Genomic DNA, 24253 nt, shown 5'->3' on the forward strand with positions numbered 1-24253 from the left:
ATTGCCCTTCCTTATTGCGGGTAGCTGGGAACACCGCTTCCCGGAGTGTACGGCGCGCCAAGGCTCGCAAGCTCGGTTTCGAGCGCATCCACCCGAAGCTCCGCATCGCGAAGCTGGGCAAGCACACCGGCAAAGTCGCTCTTGGCGATCTCAAGCGCGGTCTTGTCAGAGCCGGTCACAGGCGACTGATGGTTCCAGCCCCAGCCCTCGATCTGGCCCACACGCTGGGCGATGGAGAACGGCACAGGCTCATTCCGGCTCGCAACAGAGCGGTCTCCGAAGAGGGCCATGTCGGAAGAATCAAGGATGGCCTCGATCTGCTGGATGGTGGTGCGCTGGGCCTCATTGGGCTGGGTCAAAGCCTCGACTGCAACCTTCATATGAGCCACGCGATTGCGCAGTTCACGCGAGGCTACGCCAGCACCCGAGACGGCGCGCGACAGGTCGGCGGTCTCTTGCTGGAAAGCAAGGACAGCGGCCCGGTCAGTGGCAAGCTCGGGGCTGTTCTCAAGCGGCTTCACGGTGAAGGTTTGAGGCGAACCCAAAGGCGTGACTACGCCATTGATCCGCTTGCCCATGCTGACCGTGTACTCACCTGGCACCACGAACGGTCCGGTTGGAGGACTGCCAAAGATGCTGACCTGGCCCGCCGAAATCCGGGCGGGATCAGGCGCTGGATAGCGCAAATCCCATGCGACACGGTGAAGACCCTTGGACTTGGGCCCGGTCATACGGCGCACGATCTGGCCCTGGCTATCCGTGATGGTGAAGATGATCGCAGGCTCATCCTCGCGGTCCTCTTGGCGAAGCGTCTCCCACGATGGGTACGGCGTATCGCCGCCGGTCTTCTCGACCGCGCGCTCGGACTTGCGGCGGCTTTGGGCGCGCGTCTCAAGTCCGTCGCGAAGCGTGTAGGTAAAGACCGCGCCATAGGGCGGGTTCTCGGCATACCAGAAGTTGTCACCATTCGACGCCTGCGCGCCGCCATAGGTACCCCAAAGGTCGCCTTCGATATACATCCATGGATCGCGGACAGGGAAAAGCGTGGCTTCGCTCGATGCAACGGTAGAGGCGCTTGTGCGAAGGGCCGAATAGTCGTCGAGCACATAAATACCGCGCCCGAAGGTGCCAACGACAAGGTCGTTCTCACGGCGTTGGATCTCGATATCGCGCACGTCGATGGTTGGGAAGTTGGTCTTCAACTGCTGCCAATTGCCCCCGCCATTCTGCGAATAGAAAAGGCCGAACTCCGTACCAACAAACAACAGGTTTGGATCAACGTGATCCTCTGCAATCGTGTGGACAGAGCCACCAACAGGCAGATTGCCAGCGATGGATTGCCATGTCCGGCCACGGTCGCCGGAGCGGTAGACGTAAGGCTTGTGATCGCCGCGCTTGTGGTTGTCGAACACAGCATAGGCAACATCGGCGCTGTGATTGGAGGTGATGATATCCTCCACCAGAGTCATATCAGGAACACCGCGAACACTCTCCAGACGCCGCCAGCTTGCACCGTTGTTTTCAGTAACCGAAATCACACCGTCATCGGTGCCCACGTAAATAAGCCCCTCGACCAGCGGGCTCTCGGACAGAGCAATCGCTGCGCCGTAAATCGACGTGGAATCGTTCTTCGCAATCGCATCAACGCTCCACACACGGCCCATGACTTCCAGAGAATTGCGGTCAATCTGGCGGGTCAAGTCGGGGCTGATCTTCTCCCACGAATTGCCTTGGTCATTGGAGGCAAAGAGGTACTCTGCTGCATAGTAAATCCGGTCAGGATTGTGCGGGCTGATCAAGAGCGGCGTGTTCCAGTTCCACTTGTAAGCGGGCTCGCCCGGCTCTGGTTGCGGGGTCAGGAAAACACGCTCCTGAGTCCGGCGATCGTAGCGCGCGAGGCCGCCATACTGATATTGCGTGTACACAAGGTTAGGGTCGCGCGGGTCGATTTGTGGCTTGTAACCGTCCCCGCCCAGCACAATGTGCCAATCGGAATTGGTGATACCGTGAACCAGCGTCGTGCGCGATGGACCGCATAGCGAATTGTTGTCCTGCGTGCCCCCGCACACGTTGTAAAACGGTGACGCATTGTCGGGCTGGATCCTGTAAAACTGCACAATCGGCAGGTTCGGGAAATGCCGCCATTTCTGCCCGCCGTCCCAGCTTTCATAAACACCGCCATCGCCGCCGATGATCATGTGGTTCGTGTTGTTCTCATCAATCCAAAGCGCATGGTCGTCCACGTGGCGCGTGGCGTTGCTGAGGTCAGAGAATGTCTTGCCGCCATCAGTGGAACGCTTTGAAAAAGTGTCGAGCGAGTAGAGGACGTTGGGGTCCTTGGGATCAACCACAATCTCATTGTAGTACTGCGGGCTCGTCGTCATGTGACTCGAACGCTTTTCCCAACTCTGGCCAAAGTCACTCGAGCGAAAAACACCTTGTTCATCTGGCTGTGCCTCAATGATCGCATAAAGCGTGTTCGGCTCAGAAGGTGCCATCGCAAGGCCAATGCGGCCCAAATCGTCTTTTCCCGGCAGTCCCGCAGAAACCTTGTTCCAACTCTCGCCGCCATCGCTTGAACGGTGAATGGCAGAGCCGGGCCCGCCATTGATCAGAACCCACACATGCCGGCGGCGCTGATAAGAGGACGCCGTGATCAGGTCGTAATTGTCGGGATGGACCACAAATTCGTTGATGCCGGTGTGCTCATCCACTTCAAGGATCAGTTCCCAGCTCTCTCCGCCATCGGTCGTCTTATAAAGCCCGCGATCACCACCCTCGGACCAAAGCGGCCCTTGCGCCGCGACCAAAACGTGGTTTGCATCTTCGGGGTTGATCCAGATCTGGCCGATGTGACCGGAGTCTTTGAGCCCCATGTTCTTCCACGATTTGCCACCATCGGTCGACTTGTAAACGCCGTCACCAAAGGCAACGGAACGCTGCGCATTGTTCTCACCCGTGCCGACCCAGATCGTGTTCTCATCGCTGGGAGCGATTTCGACAACGCCGATGGAATATGTGCCTTCGCGGTCAAAGATAGGGGTCCAGGTCGTGCCCGCATCCTTGGTCACCCAAAGCCCGCCAGAGGCCGTCGCGACGATATAGTGGTGCGACCCGCCTTTGAAGAAAGCGAAATCCGAAATCCGCCCCGAGACATAAGACGGACCAATCAGCCGCAAGGGAAGCGAGGAAAGCGCACTGCCTTCATCGTCTTGCGCCATTGCAGGCGTGCCAAGGCCAAAGCCCATGACAAGCGCAACAAATGCAAGCGTGCGTGCGGCGGATTGGAAAACGTGTCTCATTGCCAAGTGGCCTCCCCTTTGACGACTCTCTTGAGCTCGACATTAGCCAAGAAACGAAACTTCGCAACGCGTTACAATCTGTACGCCAACCCTTTCGAATTGGTCCAGGAAGGCAAGCTTGCCGCTTGACCATGGCCCCGCGCTGGTTGAACGAAGAATTCCTAAGAACAGAGGCGATGCGATGACAGACGGTTTGGATCAAAACTATGCCAAGGCATATGACGGCAAGGCGGGATTTGGGAAATCACCTGCTCTGATCCTCATTGACTTTGTCGAGGGGTATTTTGACAAATCCTGCGATCTGTATGCCAATGTTGATGATGCGCTTGCCTCGGCCCTACGCGTAAGGGAGGCGGCACACAAAGCGGGTATCCCGGTGATCCTGACCAATGTCGTCTACCATCCCAAAGCCATAAATGGCGGCCGCTTCTTCGAAAAAGCCACGCCCTTGCGTTTCTTTCTCGAAGGCAGTCCGATGGGAGATTGGCCCAAAGGATTGGAGCCCACCGAGGACGAGTTGGTTATCTCAAAGCAATACCCGAGCGCCTTTTTCGGGACCTCGCTTGCCTCGACCCTCACAAGCCTTGGCGTCGACAATGTCATCCTGACCGGCCTCACGACCAGCGGGTGCGTGCGCGCATCATGCGTCGATGCGATGAGCCACGGATTTATCACAACCGTCGTGCGCGAAGCCTGCGGCGACCGGCATGATGCCCCGCATGAAGCCAATCTGTTCGACATGCAGGCCAAATATGCCGACGTCGTATCGGAGGATGACATCATCGCCCATCTTGGAACCTTGTCTGCGCGATAGAGCGTAAACCGCCTACTCCAGCGAGACAATTTGCAAGTGTTTACAGGCGCGCCCGTGAAATGGCGCGTATAGGGTCATGCGAGAGTCGTCAGCGGGGGAGCCAAAGGATGGATCACAAGGCAGATAGCCAAACACCCAGCGCAAGCACTTTGTGGCTTGCGATCGGGGTCGGCGGGTTTTCGGTCTTGGCCTCATTTCTTATGGCGATCTATTTTGCGAGTGCCAGCGCGAAGGGTGAAGCCGGTGCGGTGGAAGCGCAAGCCCTCGAAGTGTCAGCCAGTTCGGCTGATTAAGCGACTGAAAAATTAATGATTTGACGTTTGACATGGGCGTTGGGCTGGGCCTTTCGGGTGAAGACAGTCCAATTGCCAAGTCACACGTTTGAGGCGGGCCCCATCCCACCCCCCGGGGCTCGCCTCTTTCTTTTTGCAAAACAGGCAATCTGATCCCCTGAGGCTGTTTCACTTACGTAAAAAGATGTAATATTTGCCTATTCTGCCGCTGCGAAGGCTGGATTGATGGCCCTGCAAATGTAACACGTCTTTCATGTTACAAGTGAGAGTAAGGAGGACCTGGAGATGCGTATAGCGCTGGCAGACGATGACCGTGATATCCGCGACCAGGTTTCGGCCATGGTTAAAAAAGCGGGCCATGTTGTCGACGAATTCACCAATGGACTGGATGTGCAAAAAGCCTTGCAGCGCGACACTTACGATGTCGTTCTGCTCGACTGGAACATGCCTGGCCGCACCGGTTTTCAGGTGCTTGAATGGGCTACGGAGAACATCGAATTTCCCCCGCCCTTCATTCTGCTAACAAGCAGGCAGGAAAAAAGCGACGTGGTCGCAGGGCTTGAGGCAGGCGCTGTTGATTACATCGTCAAGCCGGAGAGTGAAGAAGTCATCCGCGCCCGGATCGAAGCCGCTGGACGGCGCACAGCTGTCAAAGAAGTCCGCGATACCGCCGAATTCGGCCCGTTTACGGTCAATCACAGCGCCCGCAGCATCTCACGCGATGGCGAAGCGATCACGCTTACCGCAAAAGAATATGATCTTGCGGTACTATTGTTCGAAAACATCGACCGCCCTTTGTCGCGGAGCTATTTGTTCTCGCGTGTTTGGGGCGGCAATATCGCGGTCGAAACGCGCACAATCGACATGCATATCTCGCGTCTTCGTTCAAAACTTGGACTTACGCCTGAATCAGGTATTGTGATCAGGACCGTTTTTGGCTTTGGTTACCGCATGGATCGCTTTGAGGTGGATGCTTTGCCCGAGTGATCGCTGTGAAGTGATGCAAACGGGAAAGGAGCCACGAGGCCGCGATGAAACAGGGACAACCCTACGTCATGAAAATGGTGCTCGCGGTGCTGGCATCATTGCTTCTTTCGGCCTGCGCGATTGCCACTCCTGCCACTATCACCTCGGCGCAAGGTAGCTCGCAACGGATCACGAGCGTTCAATTGCTCACCGAAAGCGGTGACGATGGACCAAGGGCAGGCCTTCGGACACGATTTCATGATGAGCTTTCACAGCAGCTTGCCGCGCGCGGTGTGACGCTTGGATCTGACGCTGATTTCGTGGCCGATTTCGCCGTGTCCGAGCGCAGCGCTCAGCTTGGCTTGCAATCGGTGTCACAATCCGAAGAGGCGGCAGCCCAGCCAATTGAACCGGGTTTCAAAGGTCGCTGGTATCACAAGTGCAAACCCAATCGGGTAAGCGCCAGTCTGGTCGTCTATGCGCGGGCCAACGGCGCGGTTGAAGCGAAGTCGTCGGGTGAGTTTCTCGCTTGCCCCGGGGATTTGGCGCAACTGGATGATCTTGCAAAGATTCTGGTGGACCGCATCCTCACCAATTGAGCATTTGGTAAAGGTCAATCGGTGGGAAGAGTGATTACAAATCTGGTCCCGCCACTGGCTACCTTTTCAATCGCAATCTCGCCGTTATGAAGGTCGACCACTTGCTTGACGTAGGCAAGCCCCAGACCCGAGCTTGGCCCTGCACTGGTGTCACGTGCGCCAAATCTGGCGAAGGGGTCTGCGCGCCGCTCTTGCGATAGGCCGGGGCCTTCATCTGCAACGCTGAGCACAAGATCGCGGCCATTTGCGCCAGTTCCCAGACCAAGGCTTACTTGTGAGCCCTCGGGCGAGAATTTGACCGCATTGCTGATCAAATTGTCGAGCATTCGCGCAATCGCAAACGGATCAAGCTTGACGAACATGGGCTCTTCATCGGGTTCAAACACCACTTTGATCCGCTTTTTATGAGCCAACGGAAAGGCACGGTCCGCGGCCTCTTGCAGGACCGAATTCATCTCGGTCTCCTCACGCTCCAGCCCTTCATTGGATATCCGCGCGATCTGCACAAAATCCTCGGTCAGCTTGAGTGTGCGGCGGGCCTGATCCTCGATCCGCCCAAACCGGTCTGGCGCCTCCAATGCGGCATCCTTTTGCTGTGCAAGGCTGATGATCGCGACTTGAGGTGAACGCATATCGTGCGACAGGAACTCGAGCGTCTCGCGCCGTTGCCTTTCCGCCTCTTTGATCTCGGTTACCTCGCGCAAGGACAGCACTTTTGAACCCACATCTGCGTCCAAATCCGCCGATGCGAGCCAAAAGGTGCGCCCATCACCAAGGGCAAGCTCGTCGCGCTTTTCGTTGATCTGCCCGTCGGCTTCATCAAGCAACCGCGTGAGCGCAAACCCCTGTATCTGGCTTATGGGTCCAAACAGGTCCTGGGCTGCGAAATTCCCCATCGAAATCGCTCCCTCACCATCGGTGACCAACATTGCATCAGGCGATGCATTTATGACATCCTGAATAAGAGTAAGATTGCCAGAGACACCTTTGGTAAGCCGTTTGAGCAAGGCCACCTGCTGCGCCACGACGTCAAACCCTTCCGAGTTTTCGGAATTGGGAAGGCTGGCAAGGCCGCGCAGTTCTGCCGCCTCGCTTTCGAGAAAGCGGCTCACAGAAGCCAGCCTTCGCCATCCCCACAAGGGGTAAGAGATCACAATGGCAAGCAGCGCCCCTCCCACCGGCAGCCAGATATTGAGCGCAATGAGCGTAACGAAGAAAACACCGAAAAGCCCCGCAACAAGCGCTATCGCTGCGATCAGGCTTGCGCGCGGTGACAATCGCCAAAAGCTGGCAAATAGCAGGACAATCGCGACAATTTGCACGCCAAGCGTCCAGACAACCGGCGCGCGCTCGATCAAATTGTCCGTCAGGATCGCATTGGCAAGAGCCCCTTGCATCTCTAGTCCGGGGAGAATGCCACCTGCATAGGAAGGCACCGAATAACGGTCTCCCAGCCCTTGCGATGTTGCCCCGACAAGAACGATCGCGTCCCTGAAATATTCGGGCAGAGCGGTGCCATCCAGAACCGTGTTTGCCGATGCCTCGCGTATTTCGCCGCGCGGGCCATAGCGCACAAATGCGGTATTCGGGGGCTGCGCATCCGGCCACGGGCTTGCACCGGCAATCGCGAGAGTTGAAACCATCAAATGGGGAAAGCTCTCATCTTCAATATTGAACATGAGGTCAAACTGCCTTGCCACTCCGTCCTCTTCAGGAGCAAGTGCGACATGACCGAGGTCTCTCGCATTTTCGCGAAGTATTTCAATGGGGTAGAACGGGATCTGGTCACCCGCCGTGTTGGGCTTATTCGTGAAGGTGTGAGGCAAAGCGACCTTGCCACTATCGCTTATAGCTTGCGCAAGCGCGGCGTCGCTGGCTTCATCGCCAGGCTCAACAAACAACACGTCGTACGCAATCGCACGCGGACCGTATGACGTAATCTTCTCGATAAGTTCAGCATGGACCGCGCGGTCCCAAGGCCACGCGCCCACCGCGTCAAGCGAGCGGTCATCAATCTTCAGAAGGATGATCGAGGGATCAGTTTCAGGGGTGTTTACCTGACCTTCAAGGTCGAGAAGAAACAGGTCAAACCGCTCCGTCCACCCACGCTGATGAGCCGCCACAAGCAGCGCCAGCATCGCAAGGAACAGGATCGACCATTCCGCGATCAGCCGTGACTTAAGCAGGTTCGTCCCCCCAAACAAAATGAGGTCTATTCGCTGACCGTAAGGTCGCGCGGCTCGCTCCACACCTTGATTACCTCGCCTTCGTCGATCACGGATGTCGCAACGCGCCAGCTGTATACGCCAGGCATCACATCGCTGATGTAAAGGCCCGGTGCATCAAGGCCGACCTCATCCACGATCAGTGTCTCGGGCGCGTCTTTGCGCCACATCTGGAAGGCGGTGTAAGCGGGGCCGGACCCTGCGGAAACCCAAGCGAATTTGTAAGCATCGGCAAACGGAGCGGGCTCGGCTGCGGCAGATGTCCCCACCCGTTTTCGGCGGAACGATGCATCTTCACTTTGCCAGAAACCTTCCAGCCCGCTTCCCGCAATTGCTCTCGTCCTGACGGAGAAGCGCCCGTCTTCGATGCCGGAAAACTCGATCTCGACATCGGATGAAACAAGCTCGTCCACCACGTCGGTGAAGGTCACATCGCGAGCGATTTGCGTGCGGTATGCAACGGCGCCTTCAACAGGTGTAATCGCAAATTCCAACGCTTCGCCGGTTTGCGTGGCGCTTCTGTCTGTGACCCGCGGCGCTATCAGCAAGTCTTCCGGTTCGCCAAGACCCGCAGGGTTGCTTGCAACTCCAAACCCTTGCGCCGCGGAAACCGCTGCGCTGTCAGTGGAGATTTCAACCAAGCCTTCGGTAACTTCGGTAAGAGCCAACGCGCTTTCGTCGTCATAACCCACCCGGAACTGCGTGCCGCGCACCGCTGTCACTGCCAAAGGCGTGCCGGTCCTGAAACGCTCACCCTCTTTCAATTTGGGAGCTGTAATCTCGCCGCGTCCCCGCAAAACGCGCAAGTCGACGTCGAGCGAATTGTCGATACGGTACCGGCGCGCGCGCCTGATCTGAACCCGAGAATTGGAAGGAAGCGAAACCGCTGTGCGCCCCTCCCCTTGAAGCGAAATAAACGAGCGCGCCCCGGTCGATACGATGGTGTTGCGGCCAATGGCTTGCCCAGCGCGCGGAGCGATGTTGGAGCCGCCACGTTCAATACTGACATCGCCGGCAAATGCGGCGACTTGCAAGGTCACCGGGTCCCATTTGAGCAAGGAGCGAGGCACATTGACCAGCGCGCCAACCGGTATCTTGCGCGCGTTTGAAATGCGGTTGATGCGTTGAACCTGCAAAGCGGCCTGCTCGGACACGAAATACTCGCGCGCGAGGTCGTACAATGTATCGCCAGCCTGCATCCGGTATTGGACCAAGCCGTCCTCTTGCGCCGCGAGGGGAGCTGAAAAAGCAAGCCCGCCCGCAATTGCAGCGACAAAAACTGTGCGGCTTTTCTTACCGAAGATATGAAGCGCCATAAATCCGTTCGCAATTCTATAGAAATCTCAACCGGCCCAGCTTTAGCGCATTCGCGACTAGACGCCAAAAACCTTGAGAACAAAGCCCCGCATTTTACAAGATTTTGCCAGCAAAATGCCCTCGGCAGTCGCCCTAAAAGCTGTATCGCGCCGATGCGACAGCCGAGACCTGATCGGTCTCTACAATCTGCACACCGTCCGATGTGATCCGCGCCTCTTCAGCGTTAAGCCCCAGATTGAGCGAAAACCCGCGCGCAATGTCATAGCCTGCGCCAACGCTTGCCGCATATTCGGGTTGTCCGGCAGCCTGACCATAGTGGAGTTCGGTTGAGAGCCTTAACCCGCCAAACTGCGTTTGCGCGCCGCCTGATACGAACCACCGGTCAAAGTCGGTAATGGGCCCGTCGATGTTCTCGTACCCTGCGCCAAGGTCATAGATCGTGCTGCCGTAAACAAGCTCGCCAACCACGCCTGCACCCAATGTGTCAAAGTCGGTTGTACCATCCGCCGAAGTGAAAGCAGCCCGCCTTACCCGGCCAGAGAAGCGCAAATCGCGCTGCCTGATCGGGCGCTGGAACACTGTTCCCACTTCAAAGTCGCCATTCTCATCGACTGCCACGCCAAGCTGGCTCGGGCCAAAGCGGCCAACATAGGCGCCGCCCCAACGCGACAATTGACCATAGAAATCGTCAAAGGCGAGAAAGCCATTACCAACGCCGCGCTGGCGACGGGTTAGCTCGCGGACTTGCTGGCCGGTGTTGCCGCCAATGAATGTGCCAAAGCTAGTGCGCACAAACCCTGCGACATTATCGTTATAGTCGTACTGACCCATAGGCCCGCCAAGGAAGAGACTGCCGGGGTCTGTCGAATATTGCCCGAAATAGGAAACCCCCACTTCCCAACGATTGGCAAGCTGCGTCTCGGCCGAAACCTGAAAGTTGCCGACAAATTCCACCTCGATTGTGGGTTGATCGCCGCCGGTTACATTGTTGTACTCGGCCAGAACCGGCACGTCCGCCACCCCGCTCACCTCAAAGGTAATGTTGGCCAATTCATAGGCGATCGGCTCTTCCAGCGAAGAAAGGCGATCGTAGTTCAGGTCAACAATTTGAGCCTGCGCCGGGGCAGCATTGAAAATGCCTGCGATCAGGACACCAGCGGAAAAGCCGCTGAAAAATTTGATCTTTCGCATGGTTCAGACCCGCCGCTGGAACATGGTGGCAAAGGCCTGACGCGCGATTTTGTTGCCCGCATCATCGGCCGCATTGTGGTCCGACATCCAGTGAACGCCGCCGTAAATGCGGCTCATGCCGTTTTCAACGCGGGCTTGATCGAGGCTGGTGAAATAGCGCGTTTTGCCTGTCAGAGTTGGCCAAAGCACCTGATCGGGAGATTCATGGGCAAAGTTGACGGCGTCTGTTCCAATCAAAAGCTTTGTCATCTCGATCCCGGCACCACCAAAGGTCGAGTGGCCCGATGTGTAAGCGGGGAAGTTGGGCGTGGGGATATAGCTTTCCCATTTGCGATCCTTCTGGACCCGCGGATCGGTTGTGCCAAGCTGGTCAGCGCGAAGGCAGATCGCGGTTTCGGGCCGAAGGATATCGTGGTGATATTTGCTGTCCCAGCTGCTGATCGAGGCATCGGCCTGCGTTGCCCCGAGCAGAGCGAAATTGCGCGCCATATCAAGGAAATCAAACCCGCGATCCTGCATCACCTGAACCGCGATGTAGAGAAAGTGTCCAGGAGGCGTGATGCCCCAGGGACCATCCTCCCAGAACAGAGCGATCTCGGCCTGATCCTCGCTGCGCGACGTGCTGTCTTTACCGCCAAGAGACCAGACTTGCTCAAACTCATGCGCAAACTCGGGACTGCGAACATCGGGAAAATCGGCAGCCCGGAACTGGTCCGAGCGGGTCATGGTCCAGGGCGTAATCTTGCCATGCCCCGGGAACAATCCGCGTTCGTATGCGCCCACCGCGGGGCCCGGCCTTGCCGCATAGGCTGGTCCTGTTGGTGTCCATTTCAGGGTATCTTTGCGGCGCGGATAGCGGCCATGATAGAAATTGACGCTATGCGGTTCAGAGCCATCGCCCGTTCGCATTTTGTTGATCGCAATGCCTACCTGGCGGCCCCATTGGATGCCTAGCGTCTTGGCCTCGCTATTCGGGAAGCTGTCCACAAAGGCATTGCGTTCCCACAAGAATGGCTGACGAAAAGTTTCCGAGGCAGCGGTTGCGAAAGCAACTCCATAAGCAACCTCCGGATCGGCACCTTGCGGCCCCCAACCCAGCCCATATTGGTCAGCATAGCGACCGATGATACCATTGGCTGCGACGAATCCTGCGACCATGGGCGCTGCAAAATTGTAAGCGGCACGCGGCGGCGCGACACGTTGATCGCGCACCTGTTGCAAAACGATGTCGACCCAGTGGTAAACCGTGTTGTGGTGCTGCGGCTTGACGATGTTCGTAAGGTAGCTCGAGTGCGAGCCGAAAGAGGCAGTGGAACAGCCCGCCAGACCGAGGGCACCTGCACCCACCACGCTGCCGGCAAGAAATTTTCTGCGCGAGATTTGCATCAGTTTTGCCAAAGTTGAAATGACCGTTGCAGGCGGCCTTAAAGGCGCAAGGTGACTTTAGCGTAAACTTGCTAACCGTTAGCCTGAGAGCGCCATCGTGGCGGCGAAGCTTCGATTGCAGTTTTACGGAACAGCAAGCCGATGCATTCGTTCGGTTCAAAAGGTTCTAAAAGAGGTTTCAGAGATGAGTGAACACGCAGGCAAGACCGTTTTTATTACCGGCGGGACAAGCGGGATTAACCTTGGCATTGCCAAAGGGTTCGCACGTGAAGGCGCAAAAGTGGCAGTCATCGGCCGAGACCCGGAGCGCGCCGCTAATGCGCAAGCCGAAATCAAGGCAGAATGCACCCAAGGCGGCGATGCGATGGGCTTTTCCTGCGATGTGCGCAACTATGATGCAGTCGAGGCAGCGCTTGCCAAAGTTGCCGAAGAATTCGGGTTGATCGATGTGCTTGTCGCCGGCGCTGCGGGCAATTTTTACGCGCCGCTCTTGGGCATGTCGCCCAATGCCTTTCGCACCGTTGTCGACATTGACCTGTTTGGAACCTTCAACGCCTTCCGGGCAAGTTATCCCTATCTCAAAAAGCCGGGCGCTTCCCTGATTGCGATCTCTGCAGGCCAAGCTGACCGAGCAAGCGCGATGCAGGCCCACGCCTGCGCGGCAAAGGCCGGGGTCAACCAATTGACGAAAGTGTGTGCGGTCGAATGGGGACCAGCAGGCGTGCGTGCGAACATCATCTCGCCAGGCGGCATCGCCGATACAGTAGGCGTGCAATTCCTGAGCAAAGACCCTGCAAAATTCGATGAAGCGATCAATCGCATCCCTTCAAAGCGCCTTGGAACAGTCGATGAAATCGCCGACATGGCGAAATTCCTGAGCTCGGATGCAGCGCGATATGTGAATGGTCAGGTGGTCTATGTCGATGGCGGGCTTTACGCAGGCGATGCGAGCACCGACTGCCTCAACCCGCCGCAGCGGAAATAGGGCACCGATCTCTGATGCGTCTCGCGCTTTGGCGAGGGTGCCGCACTCTTAAGTGCCGCAATCCTCGCCTTCTGCGCATTCTTCTTCCTCGTCGATCCAGAAATCTTCGTTCCCGGCGCCGGTTACAGGATCATCGATGAGAGGATCATCGCTGAAGCTTGCGTCCGGCGTGAGGTCGATAAGCCCGCCTTGCAGCAGCCCCTCGGCCTGCACATCAGGCGGCGTGAGACCATCATCGATCAGATCACGCGTCTCAATCTCTCCGATCGGGCCGTCGTCCTGTGATGGAGGAGTTGTTGGTGGCGTTGTTGGCGGAGTGGTTGGCGGCGTCGTAGGCGGTGTTGTTGGCGGAGTGGTGACCGTCGCACACGACGCCGGATCAGCAATCAGACAACCATTGATCGTCGAAGCCGCAGCAGGTGTGCTTGTAATGTCGGTCACAGAAATCGCCTCGATCCCGGTCTCGCCCGCAACGATCCCGTTGATAACAATCGGTTGATCAGTCGATCCTCCGGTCGAGATCGTAAGCGAGTTTGCCTCAATCCCGCGCCGTTCATCAAAATCGGTGCCCAAAGACGTATTCTGGACGAATACATCGCTAGCCGTGGTTTCGATGCTCAGATTGTTGGCGCGAATGATCCCGTCGGGGCGGTCCACGCCGTCGCTGTCCTCGAGCCGCAGGTCGATTTCAGCAAGGCTCAGGCCAACAATGTCGATCAACGCCTGATCTGTCAGCGCGAAGAAGACGGTCGAGAGGAAAGAGAGGTTCCCTGCAAGGCCGCCATTGGCATCCAGCACAAAGACCCCGCCGTTCGCCGTATCGATCCGGATTAGGTTCGCCGCATCAAACGACACCGAAGTATCAGCGAGAGAGTCCGACACATTCACATTGCCAATAACTTCGATATCACCTTCAGAAGTGAAGCTGAGCGTGCTGGACTGGCCAAAGTTCTGGTTGGGGCTTCCCTGGCCTCCTCCGGCTGTCACATCGAGCTGATCCAGCGTTAAAAGCGCGTCAAGCCCGCTGCCATTGGCAAATGCAGTGAAGGCCAGGCTTCCGCCAGAAGAGATTCTGGTGAGTTCGGTATTGTCGATCTGATAGGGCAATAGGTCGTTTGCGCCGCCACCAATGTTCATTTCACCGAAGGTCTGGAATTGGATGGAGAACGTGCGCGATGTGTTCCCAATGATGCTGTCGTTGCCGAGCGCTACATCGCCGGAAAGCACGTTTATCGCCTCGCCAAGTGCCGTGCCATTTACCGCATCAAAAAGACCGCCAGCCTCGATATCCAGGAACGTGCCTGCGTCAGCGCTTCCTTCGATTGTGACTGAGCCGGCAGCCGCTATTGTCACATTCGAGCCTTGCGCATCGTTGACAAGAATATCGCCGTTCGCGCTTTCGAGGGTAACATCCCTTGTTGCGCTTGCGATCACTGCCTCAAGATCACCTTGGGTAGAGACCAACACATCACCATCGTTCGCAAGTGCCTCAACAGTAAGGCTGGCGCTCGAGGCGATATCAATCGCGGTCCCTTCGGCTGTGAGGAGGCCATCGATGATGGCATCTGCAACCGTTACCGGGCCACCATTGGCCAGCAGGCTTGCTTCTGGCGCTGTGAGAGTGCCGAGGTCGATCTGACCGTTACCACCGATGGTAACGGGCCCGCCTGTGCCGCCGCCAGTTCCGCCAGCAGAGCCAGCGACCACATCAACAGCACCGCCAGCGGTGAGCGTTGTGCCCTGAACGAAGGTTTCTGCGATCATATCGACCGTGGAACCTGCGACCAATGATACAAACTCGATCGAGAGCGCAGAGATATCGACAAGCCCGCCAGCGCTTGAATTGCCAAGGTCGGCGGCATCCGTGACGTCGATGACAATATCGCCGCCTGTGATGATCGAATTGAGGCCGGTTGTGATGCTGCCATCGCCTGTGGCGGTGAAGTTACCATCAGCTTCGGCGTGATCGACGTCGATGTCACCTGCCGAAGAAATCGTGATGTCTCCGCCAGAAAGTGTGTTGGTAATGCTGACGCCGCCTCCGGTAGAGGTCACATCCACATTACCGCCGGCGTTGATCAAGTCGATTGCCACCAAGCTACCAGTGATCGAGGTATCCCCGCCGCTGATCGCACCCGCCAGAGTTGGCGCGCCGGCTGCGTCGATTGTGATATCGGTCTGGGCATCGACCAAGCCGAAGCTTGCATCACCGACTGTCGCGTTGGCAGTGACAAAGCCGCCAGAAGTCACGTCACCGATCGCAATATCCAGCGCATCCAGTGTCACATCACCATCACTCAGGATGTCGGCATTTCCGCCGTTCGAGGCGATTGAGCCGCTGCTTGCATCAAGGTTGATCGAGTTCGTGGAATCGAGCCGGTCGAAGAAAATATCGGACCCGCTTGAGAAGTCGATTTCGTCGGCGGTCACATCGCGTACCGCAATCGATCCGCCACTGACCGAGGCGACAGTCGCAGAATTGATATTGCCCACATCAACCAATTCGCCATCAATGCTGACGCTTCCGCCGATTGCGTCACCGCCATTGACCGCGCCAAAACCGTTTATCGAGATATCGCTGCCATCCAGGAAGCCGTAGTCGATGTTTGCACCGTCAAGGACGATGCTGCCGCTTACGCTTGCGGAGATAAGAGAAACATCGCCACCAGCGGAGAGGATCACGTCAGACGGCGAGACAGCTTCACCGATCGCGACCGAACCCTCTGCACGTATGTCAATCGGCGCACCGCCTTGGGAGTAGAAACCAACATCAAAGTCGCCTTGCAAGATGTAGGTTTCAGGCGGATTGCCGGTATCAAGCAAAGTGCTGAAAAGCTGTCCATCGGTGACGATAGAGCCCAGAATAATCGAGTCGCCTACGATGACTTGCACATCATTCGAGCTCGTGAGGCTACCTGTACCGACAACACTGCCCGCAGCAGAAACGAAAATCCTGTCAGCACTGATGGACGCATCGTTTAGCTCAACATTTCCAGTCGTGCTTTCAGCAGAGAAACTGCCGGTCGCATTGAGTTCGGTGTTGATCCCGTTTGTGCCCATCACAATGTCATTGCGAGTGACGATAGATATGTCGGTTGCGTCGATCTGAGCCTGTTCAATGAAAAGCTGAATTGCGTCATTGTTGCTGTTGACGCCGATCTGGATGCTTCTGATGACATCCATGTCGCCAAGACAAATGATGCCTTCAAGACATGGGCCGCTCAGCAATCCGTCATCATCGCTCAAGGCAATCCCGGGATCGGGCGCATCGCGCACGTCGGCTTCGACCGATCCGGCAATTAGAGTGCTATCGAGCCCCTCGATCGCGTTGCCATTTAGCAGTATTTCCGCGCTGTTTGCGTTGATCGTACCATCAAGGATGATCGAAGCGATAGGACTTGCAGGAGATGAGGCAAGCAGCCCTGAGATGCCGCCCGCGTTAAGCGATACGTTCGACATAACTCCAGTGGCGGCATTGTTATCGCTGGAAATGGCGGCTCCTGCCTCAAGGATAATGTCGTCACCAGTCTCTACGGTCAAAGCCACATCAGCGGCCGTGTTAGAGCCACTGGCGAAGACTACATTGCGTCCAGCTGTGATCCTGATGTCGTCATAACTTGTGACTGTACCTGTGATCGTTGCATCCGCACCCGGGTTGAAGAACGGTGTGCTGAAGGGGTCAAGATTGCCCGCTTCAATGACGATGCCGCGCAGGTTGCTGACATTTTGAGGGCCCGTCACGCTAGCATCGTTCAGCGTCACATTGCCGCCAGCCTGCAGCAAAATTGCCTCCACTGAGCGCAAGTCATTGGCTGTAATATCGTCGCTAGCGATCAGTGTGGTTTGAACGCCGCTGTTGATGATTGATCCGGCTTCCGAAGTGAACGACCGCGCTACGTTGACGCTGATCACGCTGCCCACGTCTACCGAAATTGTATCGGCGGCATTGTTGGTGTGAGTGACGTTCATATTGCCACTGAGCGCACTGAATGTGGCGGAACCTGCCACCAGCAATTGCTCGGTGCCATCAAATGCCAGTTCTATGTCACCGCCGAGTGCTTCGAGGAACAAGTCGCCGCCCACATCACCGCCATTCAGCGCGATGGCAAGGCCCGCGATGTTGACATTGCTACCGCTGGTAATGCTCTCAAGACTTGGGTTGCCAGACGCAATGATATCAATCGTGGTGCCCGCATCAAGCGCTCCGAAGCTCGCATCACCCGCGCTTGTCGTGGCAGAGATTGCCCCTGCGCTGGTGATGTCGCCCATATCAATCGCTTGCGCAATGAGGTCCACGTCACCGCCGCTGACGATGTCGCCTTCACCCGGAGTGGTCGCGCCAATCGTACCGTTGACCGCCGAAAGCGAGATCGCGGCAGGCGAGATAAGGCCGTTAAAGCGAAGGTCACCGGCGCTGGTCAGCGAAATTGCTCCCGCTTCCAAAGTACCGATTGCGATATTGGCGGCCGAGTCAAAGGTTGCAGCATTGCCGACGAAGATCGAGCCAAGACCCGTGATATCGCCAGTGGTTGATGTGACTGTCAGGCTGTTTGTAACGTTACCGCTGTCAAGATTGACCGATGCGCCTGTCACGGTGGAGCTGACATTGGCGACCAGATCGGCAATCGAAACAGCGCCTGGCGATGCTACCGTTACGCGCTGGTTGGTGGATTCCACCAGACCAACATCGACCGATGCTGCATCAATGGTCACGAGGCTGCCAGCGCCTTGGCCCAGGAAATCACCGCCTGTCAGATCGCCACCAATATTCAGATCAAGAAGACCGTTGGTGCTCGCACCTTGAATGTCCGCGTCGCCGCCGGCTGTGACCTGCAGCCCAGGGCTGGTCGTGCCTGCGAACAGCGCGCCCGCGCTAAGCGCGCCGCCTACATTGACCGTAAGGTTGGTGCCTGCATCCACATCCCCGATGATCAGATCGCTTGCAGTTGTGACAGAGGCGCTCGCCGATGAGACAATCCCTGCGATATCTCCGCCCCCGCCTGCACCGATTGAGACGAGGCCCTGAACGGTGGTGACTTGTCCGGTAACGATATCTCCAACATCGGTTGACAGGATAACATTGCCTGCCCGCGTAGTTGTAAGATCGCCAACATCGATCGAGTTTGCAGCCCCCAGATCGATGGCGTCTGCTGTGACATTATCGCCAAGGATACTGGTCGCCCGAACGTTGACAAGCCGGTTGGAATCGAGCGTGCCAACATCTGCCGTATCGCCTGCGGTGATCCGCAGATCGCCAAACCCGCCGGTTGTCGTAAGGCCTACCGCAGTGAAGTCGGTAGCAGCATTGCCTGTGAAGGCACCCACAACCGCTGTACCCAGATCAATGGCATCAACTGAATTCAGCGCCGCGCTTGTCGAACCAAAGAGGTTATCGACCGAAATAGCTCCCGCTGTCGTCGTCAGATTGATAATGCCATTGGCATCAAGAGTGCCAATGCTCATCGCCCCGCCATCGACGCTCACCTGACCGAGTCCGGTGACAGCCCGCGTTGTATCAATGACGTCAATGTTGATTGTGCCAATCACGTCGGTGTTGACATCAACGATTTCGATCCCGTCGATTACTGCGCCATCAATGTCGCGGCCTGCATTAACGGTGATCCTGCCGTCGTTTTGGCTGAACAGTGTTCCGAATGTGATGTCTTGCGCAGCATCAAGGTCGATCGCATCAATTACGCTGGACCCTGTAATCACACCATCTACCGTGCCCGTGATCGAACCGGTGGTCGCTGTCAGAGAGACCGCGCGCGGGGTTGTGATCGAATTGTAGGCAATATCAGGTGCGGTGATTGTGACATTGGTGCCCGCAACGATATCACCCAGATCGGAGGCATCAAAGGTGCCGCCTGTCGAGGTCGCGATAAAGTCTGATCCCACATCAATCGCGCTGGTTCCTTGAGCAGGGTTCAGGTGACTGATGAGGATATCGCCGCTCGCGTTGAGGGTTGTTTGATTGAGAGCACTGCCGCCCGGATTGACGACCAGTTGCCCGTCATTTTCCATCGCGATGTCGATCGTGCCCGACACATCAAGGTCGAGTGCCTCGTTGACCGTGATCGGGCCACTGTTCGAAGAGATTGAGATAAGCCCCGCAAAGGTGCCCGCATCGCCGGTTGCATCAATGATCAAATCGTCAAAAGTGATCAGCCCTGTAGGAGAGGTCGATACGTCGACAATAGTCACCTGCCCGCCAAGACTTGGGCTTGAGCCAAAACCATCACCGCTATTGCCGGTCGCAATGATCGTCACATCGCCAAGCGAAATGATGCCGGGGCTTCCCTCGATGGCTTCGATCCGCGGACTGCCGCCGATACCGGCGCCTGCCCCCACTGCGATTGTGTCGACAGGATTGCTGATGTCCAGACCGCCTGGCGCGCCGTCGCCGCCCTGACCGGATGCCAGAAGCAAAACGTCGCCTGAGATGATGGTTCCGCCAACCGCGCTGAGCAGAGGCGAACCGCCGACGCCATCGCCACCTGTGCCCGCTCCCCCAGCGTTTGGCCCTGTCGTGGGATTTGTACCGTTGCCATTGCCGCCAGCACCAGCGTCCCCGCCTGTGCCTTCGCTTGAAAGCGCAAAGACACCCGATCCATCAATGATCGTGACTTCGCCGCCAGTTGAAGCTGTAATCCCGACGGTGCCGCCGATCCCGTCACCGCCATTGCCGCCATCGCCTGCGCGAAGGCCCAAAAGCTGTTCCTGGCCATCCGCACCTGCGCCGCCAAAACTGTCAGTGTCGAGGCGGAAGTCAGCTGTATCGATGGTGATAATCGCACCATCTTCGACCGCAATGATCGCTGAACCACCAGCTGCATCGCCGCCATCGCCGCCGCTACCGCTTTCATCATTATCATTGGTGCTAAGGAAACCGGCGCCACCTTGCGCACCTGTTGCCCCTGCCGTGATTGAAATGGAGTTGTTTGCCTGGAAATCGGCATTGCTGCCAGAAACCAGCAGAAGCGCATCGCCGCCTTGGGCATCGCCGCCATCCGCGCCATCAGCGGACTGTTGACCGATGACATCGCCAGCCATTCCGCCAGTCGCTGATGCATCAATGTTGAGCAATTCGAATACGACCGACACATCGTTGATAGCCAGTTCAGCCGCGCCGCCAATACCTGCGCCGCCATTACCGGCAAATGCACCGCTACCACCCGCGGCCCCGATTCCGAGCGAAAGGACCGAGTAAGTCTTGGGCGCTGTGTCGTCCTGACTAAGAGCAACAAGAGCGCTGCCACCGGTACCGCTACCGCCTGCACCGCCTGCCGCTTGCGCTGGAAGCCCAGTAAAACCACCGTTGCTATCACCGCCAAGACCACCGCGCCCGCTTGCGTTCACGGTAAGCGATTCAAAGGTCAGATTGCCCGCGATGTCATTGAATACAGCAGATCCACCGACGCTGTCGCCGCCATCGCCGCCGCCTTGGTCAGGTTCCGCGCTCGATTGTGCCCGGCTGTCGCCGCCATCGCCGCCAAACGCTTGTGTGGTAACTACAACGCCTGTGGCGGTGACCGTGGCTGTGCCGTCCAGATTGAACACAGCGGAACCACCAAATGAGTCCCCGCCGTCGCCACCAATTGATCCGCGCGCATCACCCCCATCGCCGCCAACGTTAATGCCGTTGAATTCGGTGTTACCTGTGGCTTCAACGGTGAGGACATTGACAACTGTCAGGTCTCCGGAAGATGCGTTGAAGATCGCAGAACCGCCTGTCGCGTCACCGCCATCTCCTGCATTGGTTCCGTTCGAGATGTTTCCAAACGCTCCCTGGCCGCCACGACCGTTAGAGGTGACCGACAGATTGGCAATCGTCGCTGACCCGCCATCAAGGTTGAACACAACTTGCCCGCCGACACCGTCCCCACCGTTGCCCGTATTCTGCAGTCCGTTAAGAAGATTGACTGTACCGTTGGCGAACTCGCCGCCGGGTCCACCAATGCCGTCTGCCGAAACGTTGATGTCACCGGCCAAAAGGGTGCCGCCAAGCACATTAAATTCAGTCAGACCACCCGAGCCAAGGCTGCCATTTCCTTCATACCCTGTCGGCTGAGTTTCGCCGTCAAATGCAAATGTGCCATCGGTTCCGGCAAACAGATCTGCAAAACCGAGAAATCCGTCACTGCCCTGAACAGTGATATTCACTGTCCCGCCAATGCCTTCACCCGAAGTATCGCCTGTGCCAGGGCCCTGGGTGGCAAAACCGTTGGCATCAACGAACAAATCGCCATCGAAAAGGAGCGTTCCGTCACTTGCCAGAAGTGTGATCGCACCACCAAGACCAATGCCCGATGCAGGGTTATCCGGGTCGGGAAGACCCGTTCCGTTGGCACTTATTGAGCTAAATCCGAACACTTGAAGGATTGCTCCGTCGCGCGAGACGATATCAATGTTACCGCCCTGAAAACGATCACTCGCCTCGCCAACGTCAATGAAAGAGTTTCCTGCGTCGGCATCAAAAAAGAAGTTGTTGGCGAATAGTTGCGAGCCCGAAACATCAATCAGGATGTCACCCGCCTGCGTAAGACCGCCCGGCGCGCCTTCGCGAGCTCTCGTCTCGATGGAAAGGTCGCCGCCCAGGGTAAGACCCGCGCCCGTGTTGAATCCGGTGTCTTGCACAACCAGGGAGACGGTGGGTCCCGCTGGTGCGCTCACCCCGCCTCTGGTGCTCGTATCAATCGAAATCCCGCGTGCCACATCGACAAGCGTGTCTGGTCCGGAAATGGACATCGACGCAGTACCGCGATCAACGAGCCCGTTGATCGTTTGACCGGAGCTGTCGAATGACTGCGCTGCCTCGGCTTGTGTCTCCATGCTGATGGCACCGAAGAAATGGGCGCCGCCCGCGATATCAAATGAAATCGAACCCCCGCTCGCGTCATTCGACTGAACAATAGAGGCATCTTCGCCTTCTGTCGCCTCAGCCAAAGCGGTGACGAAGAAACCATCCACGTCAACGCCGCCACCGTTTATCTCGATGGAAACATCACCGGCAGCTGAGTTGCTGCCTTCAGCGCTTTCCAATGGCGCGCCGATCTCCGTCCCGGCCTGATTGCCATCAGCGCGGATGAAGGTGTTGCCACCCACGTCGAGGAAACCGTCATTGAGCGTTAAAGAGATTGATCCCGCCTGTGCAGAACCATGTCGGATTTCTCCACTCCCGCCGTTGGCAGACGATTGTATTGTGAGTCCACCGCCGACACTGATCCCGGCAGATTGGCCGATCGTGACGCTGATGTCACCGCCCACTGCGTCACCACCGATACCCTGACCGCCATTATTGCGGAAATTGCCATTATCATCGAGCCCGCGGCCACGCGCATCAATCGTCAGGTTGCCGCCAACGGTGAGTGTCCCGCCGTCTGGCGAACTGAAACCATCGGCAAAATCGACATCAACGTTGATATCACCACCAGTGCCCATCCCGTCGCCGGAGGTAAGCGTAAGCGAGCCGCTGACATCGATCAAAGCCACTTCGCTGACTTCCAGATTGATAGCGCTTCCGGCAGTTATATCGAGGTCAACCAGATTGGTTGCACTACCGGCAATGATGTCAAAATCGCCATCATCCAAAGTGGAAAAAGCCGTCAGATCAACGCTGCTTTCCGCGAACACTTGAGTATCGGATGTGAGCTCAAGGTTCTGGAGTTCGATGCCGCCCGCCGCGCCGCCATCGACCGATGTATCGAGAGTATTGGAAGACACTTCGACGTTCTGGCCGTTAATACGTTCGGTACGTTCATTTCGAACAACCCGGCTACCGGTGCTCAGAATGATGTTGCCATTCTCGATCGTGGCCGATCCTGCTTGCGCATAACCGATATCACCGCCCAGAAGCATGGTCAGAGCATCATTCTTGGGCACGGCCACAAAATAGATGGCCTGTTCGTCAGTCACACCCAATGATGACGGGCCTGTGGTTGTTCCGGTGTGCAAAATGCCTTCGCCATCCTCGCTGCCGACGTTGACAGTGATGTCGAAGAGATTGTTTTGAATGGTCAAAGTGGCTTCTTCAGCAGCCACATAAGCAACCGAACCATTGACGTTCACAGTGCCGTTCTGAACGATCCGGGGGGCGACCATCGCGACATAGGAATCGTTATTGAGCGCATTGATAGATGCGCCGCTCTCAATAGTTACCGTGGATGCGGTGTCCGAAACGCCCAGAAGATTTATCGCAGATGCGCCGCCGACCACATCGTTTGGATCAACCTGACTTGAGGTGAGCAGAAGGCTGCCGATGTTAAAGGTCGCAGTGGATCCGAGAATGATCCCCCCTGCACTGGAAAACCAGATGTTCCCGCCGATGCTCGAACCGCCGTTGCTCAGGGATACCACATTGCCATCAATCCGAATGGCTGTGTCCACGCCAGGCGTGGCGATACGATTCAGGACTGTGTAATCGCTATTGTCGGAGGTGAAGAGGAGGTTCTGTCCTGCACCCAGGAACGTAACGGCAGAACCGCCGCCCGCGTCAAAGGTGGTCCAGTCAAGAATTGCCGATGTACCAAAGACCTCCACGGTGTCGCCAGTCGAAGATGGCGTGAACCTGACCTGCGCATCGTCAAAGGCAGCGCTTGCATTGACCGAAATGCCATTTGCGCTCGTGGCTGCCCTTGGTGTCGGCGGCGTTGGGCCACTGGAAAGAGGACCCGACACCGAAGTCGGAGTCGATCCAGGCGCAGTAGGTCCGTTTGCTGGAGTTGGAACGGGTACCGGAGGCGGCGTGGTTGTTACGTTGGTGGACGGATTGCCCGCCACAGGATTGATCGACATGGGCGCACGAACGGGCGGCGCAACCGGATTTTGTCTCGAGAATGTCAGGTTCGCAGCATCAGGCGCAGCTGGCACAACCCGGGTGTTGACGGTTGGCACATTGACTGTTGGCGCACCTGTCGTGGGAGCATTGATAATGCGAACGGGAGAACGCACCTGCGCTTGCGAAGGTACACGAAGCTCCGAAGCCCCTTTAGGCAAGCGCGAGGCCATGGATGCGGCATTTGGACCTCTTGCACCGGGTCCGGCCTGAGCGTGGGCGGGCATACCGCCTGCGACCATGGCTGACGCCGCTGCAAGGATCGAAGCGCTGCGCATCCACTTCAGACGCAAAGGGCGCTGCTGGATCACATCGGGGCGGGTTGGATTGGTGTTGCTCAT

At 57.2% G+C, this 24253-nt stretch carries 11 protein-coding genes; 5 read left to right on the plus strand and 6 right to left on the minus strand.

What is annotated here, in order from left to right:
- Positions 1-11: 11 nt before the first annotated feature.
- Positions 12-3302 (minus strand): glycosyl hydrolase, encoded by a 3291-nt coding sequence (locus AC0V6Q_RS07610; protein WP_486167790.1) that lies wholly within the window; start codon positions 3300-3302, stop codon positions 12-14.
- Between the two features lie 181 nt (positions 3303-3483).
- On the opposite strand from AC0V6Q_RS07610, the gene AC0V6Q_RS07615 reads away from it, so the two are divergent.
- The 4 genes from AC0V6Q_RS07615 to AC0V6Q_RS07630 all read left to right on the plus strand — a co-directional run bounded on the left by AC0V6Q_RS07615 (position 3484) and on the right by AC0V6Q_RS07630 (position 5974).
- Positions 3484-4116, plus strand: coding sequence for an isochorismatase family protein (locus tag AC0V6Q_RS07615; RefSeq protein ID WP_486167791.1), 633 nt, complete (start codon positions 3484-3486; stop codon positions 4114-4116).
- A gap of 107 nt (positions 4117-4223) precedes the next feature.
- Complete coding sequence (locus AC0V6Q_RS07620; protein ID WP_486167792.1) at positions 4224-4409, plus strand: hypothetical protein; 186 nt, start codon at positions 4224-4226, stop codon at positions 4407-4409.
- A 285-nt stretch (positions 4410-4694) separates the two neighbouring features.
- Positions 4695-5396 (plus strand): response regulator transcription factor, encoded by a 702-nt coding sequence (locus tag AC0V6Q_RS07625; protein WP_486167793.1) that lies wholly within the window; start codon positions 4695-4697, stop codon positions 5394-5396.
- Between the two features lie 44 nt (positions 5397-5440).
- The gene (locus tag AC0V6Q_RS07630; protein ID WP_486167794.1) at positions 5441-5974 is read left to right on the plus strand and encodes a hypothetical protein; all 534 of its coding nucleotides are present in this window, start codon (positions 5441-5443) and stop codon (positions 5972-5974) included.
- A gap of 14 nt (positions 5975-5988) precedes the next feature.
- Here AC0V6Q_RS07630 and AC0V6Q_RS07635 read toward each other — a convergent pair whose 3' ends face one another.
- From AC0V6Q_RS07635 to AC0V6Q_RS07650, 4 genes are all read right to left on the minus strand, one after another.
- Positions 5989-8178, minus strand: coding sequence for a CHASE2 domain-containing protein (locus tag AC0V6Q_RS07635; RefSeq protein WP_486167795.1), 2190 nt, complete (start codon positions 8176-8178; stop codon positions 5989-5991).
- 8 nt (positions 8179-8186) lie between these two features.
- Positions 8187-9515, minus strand: coding sequence for a FecR domain-containing protein (locus tag AC0V6Q_RS07640; RefSeq protein WP_486167796.1), 1329 nt, complete (start codon positions 9513-9515; stop codon positions 8187-8189).
- Positions 9516-9648: 133 nt separating this feature from the next.
- Complete coding sequence (locus AC0V6Q_RS07645; protein ID WP_486167797.1) at positions 9649-10707, minus strand: hypothetical protein; 1059 nt, start codon at positions 10705-10707, stop codon at positions 9649-9651.
- A 3-nt stretch (positions 10708-10710) separates the two neighbouring features.
- A complete protein-coding gene (locus tag AC0V6Q_RS07650) occupies positions 10711-12093 on the minus strand; it encodes a hypothetical protein (protein WP_486167798.1) in 1383 nt (460 codons plus the stop codon).
- A 184-nt stretch (positions 12094-12277) separates the two neighbouring features.
- On the opposite strand from AC0V6Q_RS07650, the gene AC0V6Q_RS07655 reads away from it, so the two are divergent.
- A complete protein-coding gene (locus AC0V6Q_RS07655; protein WP_486167799.1) occupies positions 12278-13078 on the plus strand; it encodes an SDR family oxidoreductase in 801 nt (266 codons plus the stop codon).
- Positions 13079-13126: 48 nt separating this feature from the next.
- Here the strand turns inward: AC0V6Q_RS07655 and AC0V6Q_RS07660 are convergent, their stop codons facing one another.
- Positions 13127-24253 carry a hypothetical protein gene (locus AC0V6Q_RS07660; RefSeq protein ID WP_486167800.1) on the minus strand — a complete coding sequence of 3709 codons (11127 nt, stop codon included), beginning with the start codon at positions 24251-24253 and terminating at the stop codon, positions 13127-13129.

It is taken from the genome of Erythrobacter sp. S227, assembly GCF_057364925.1.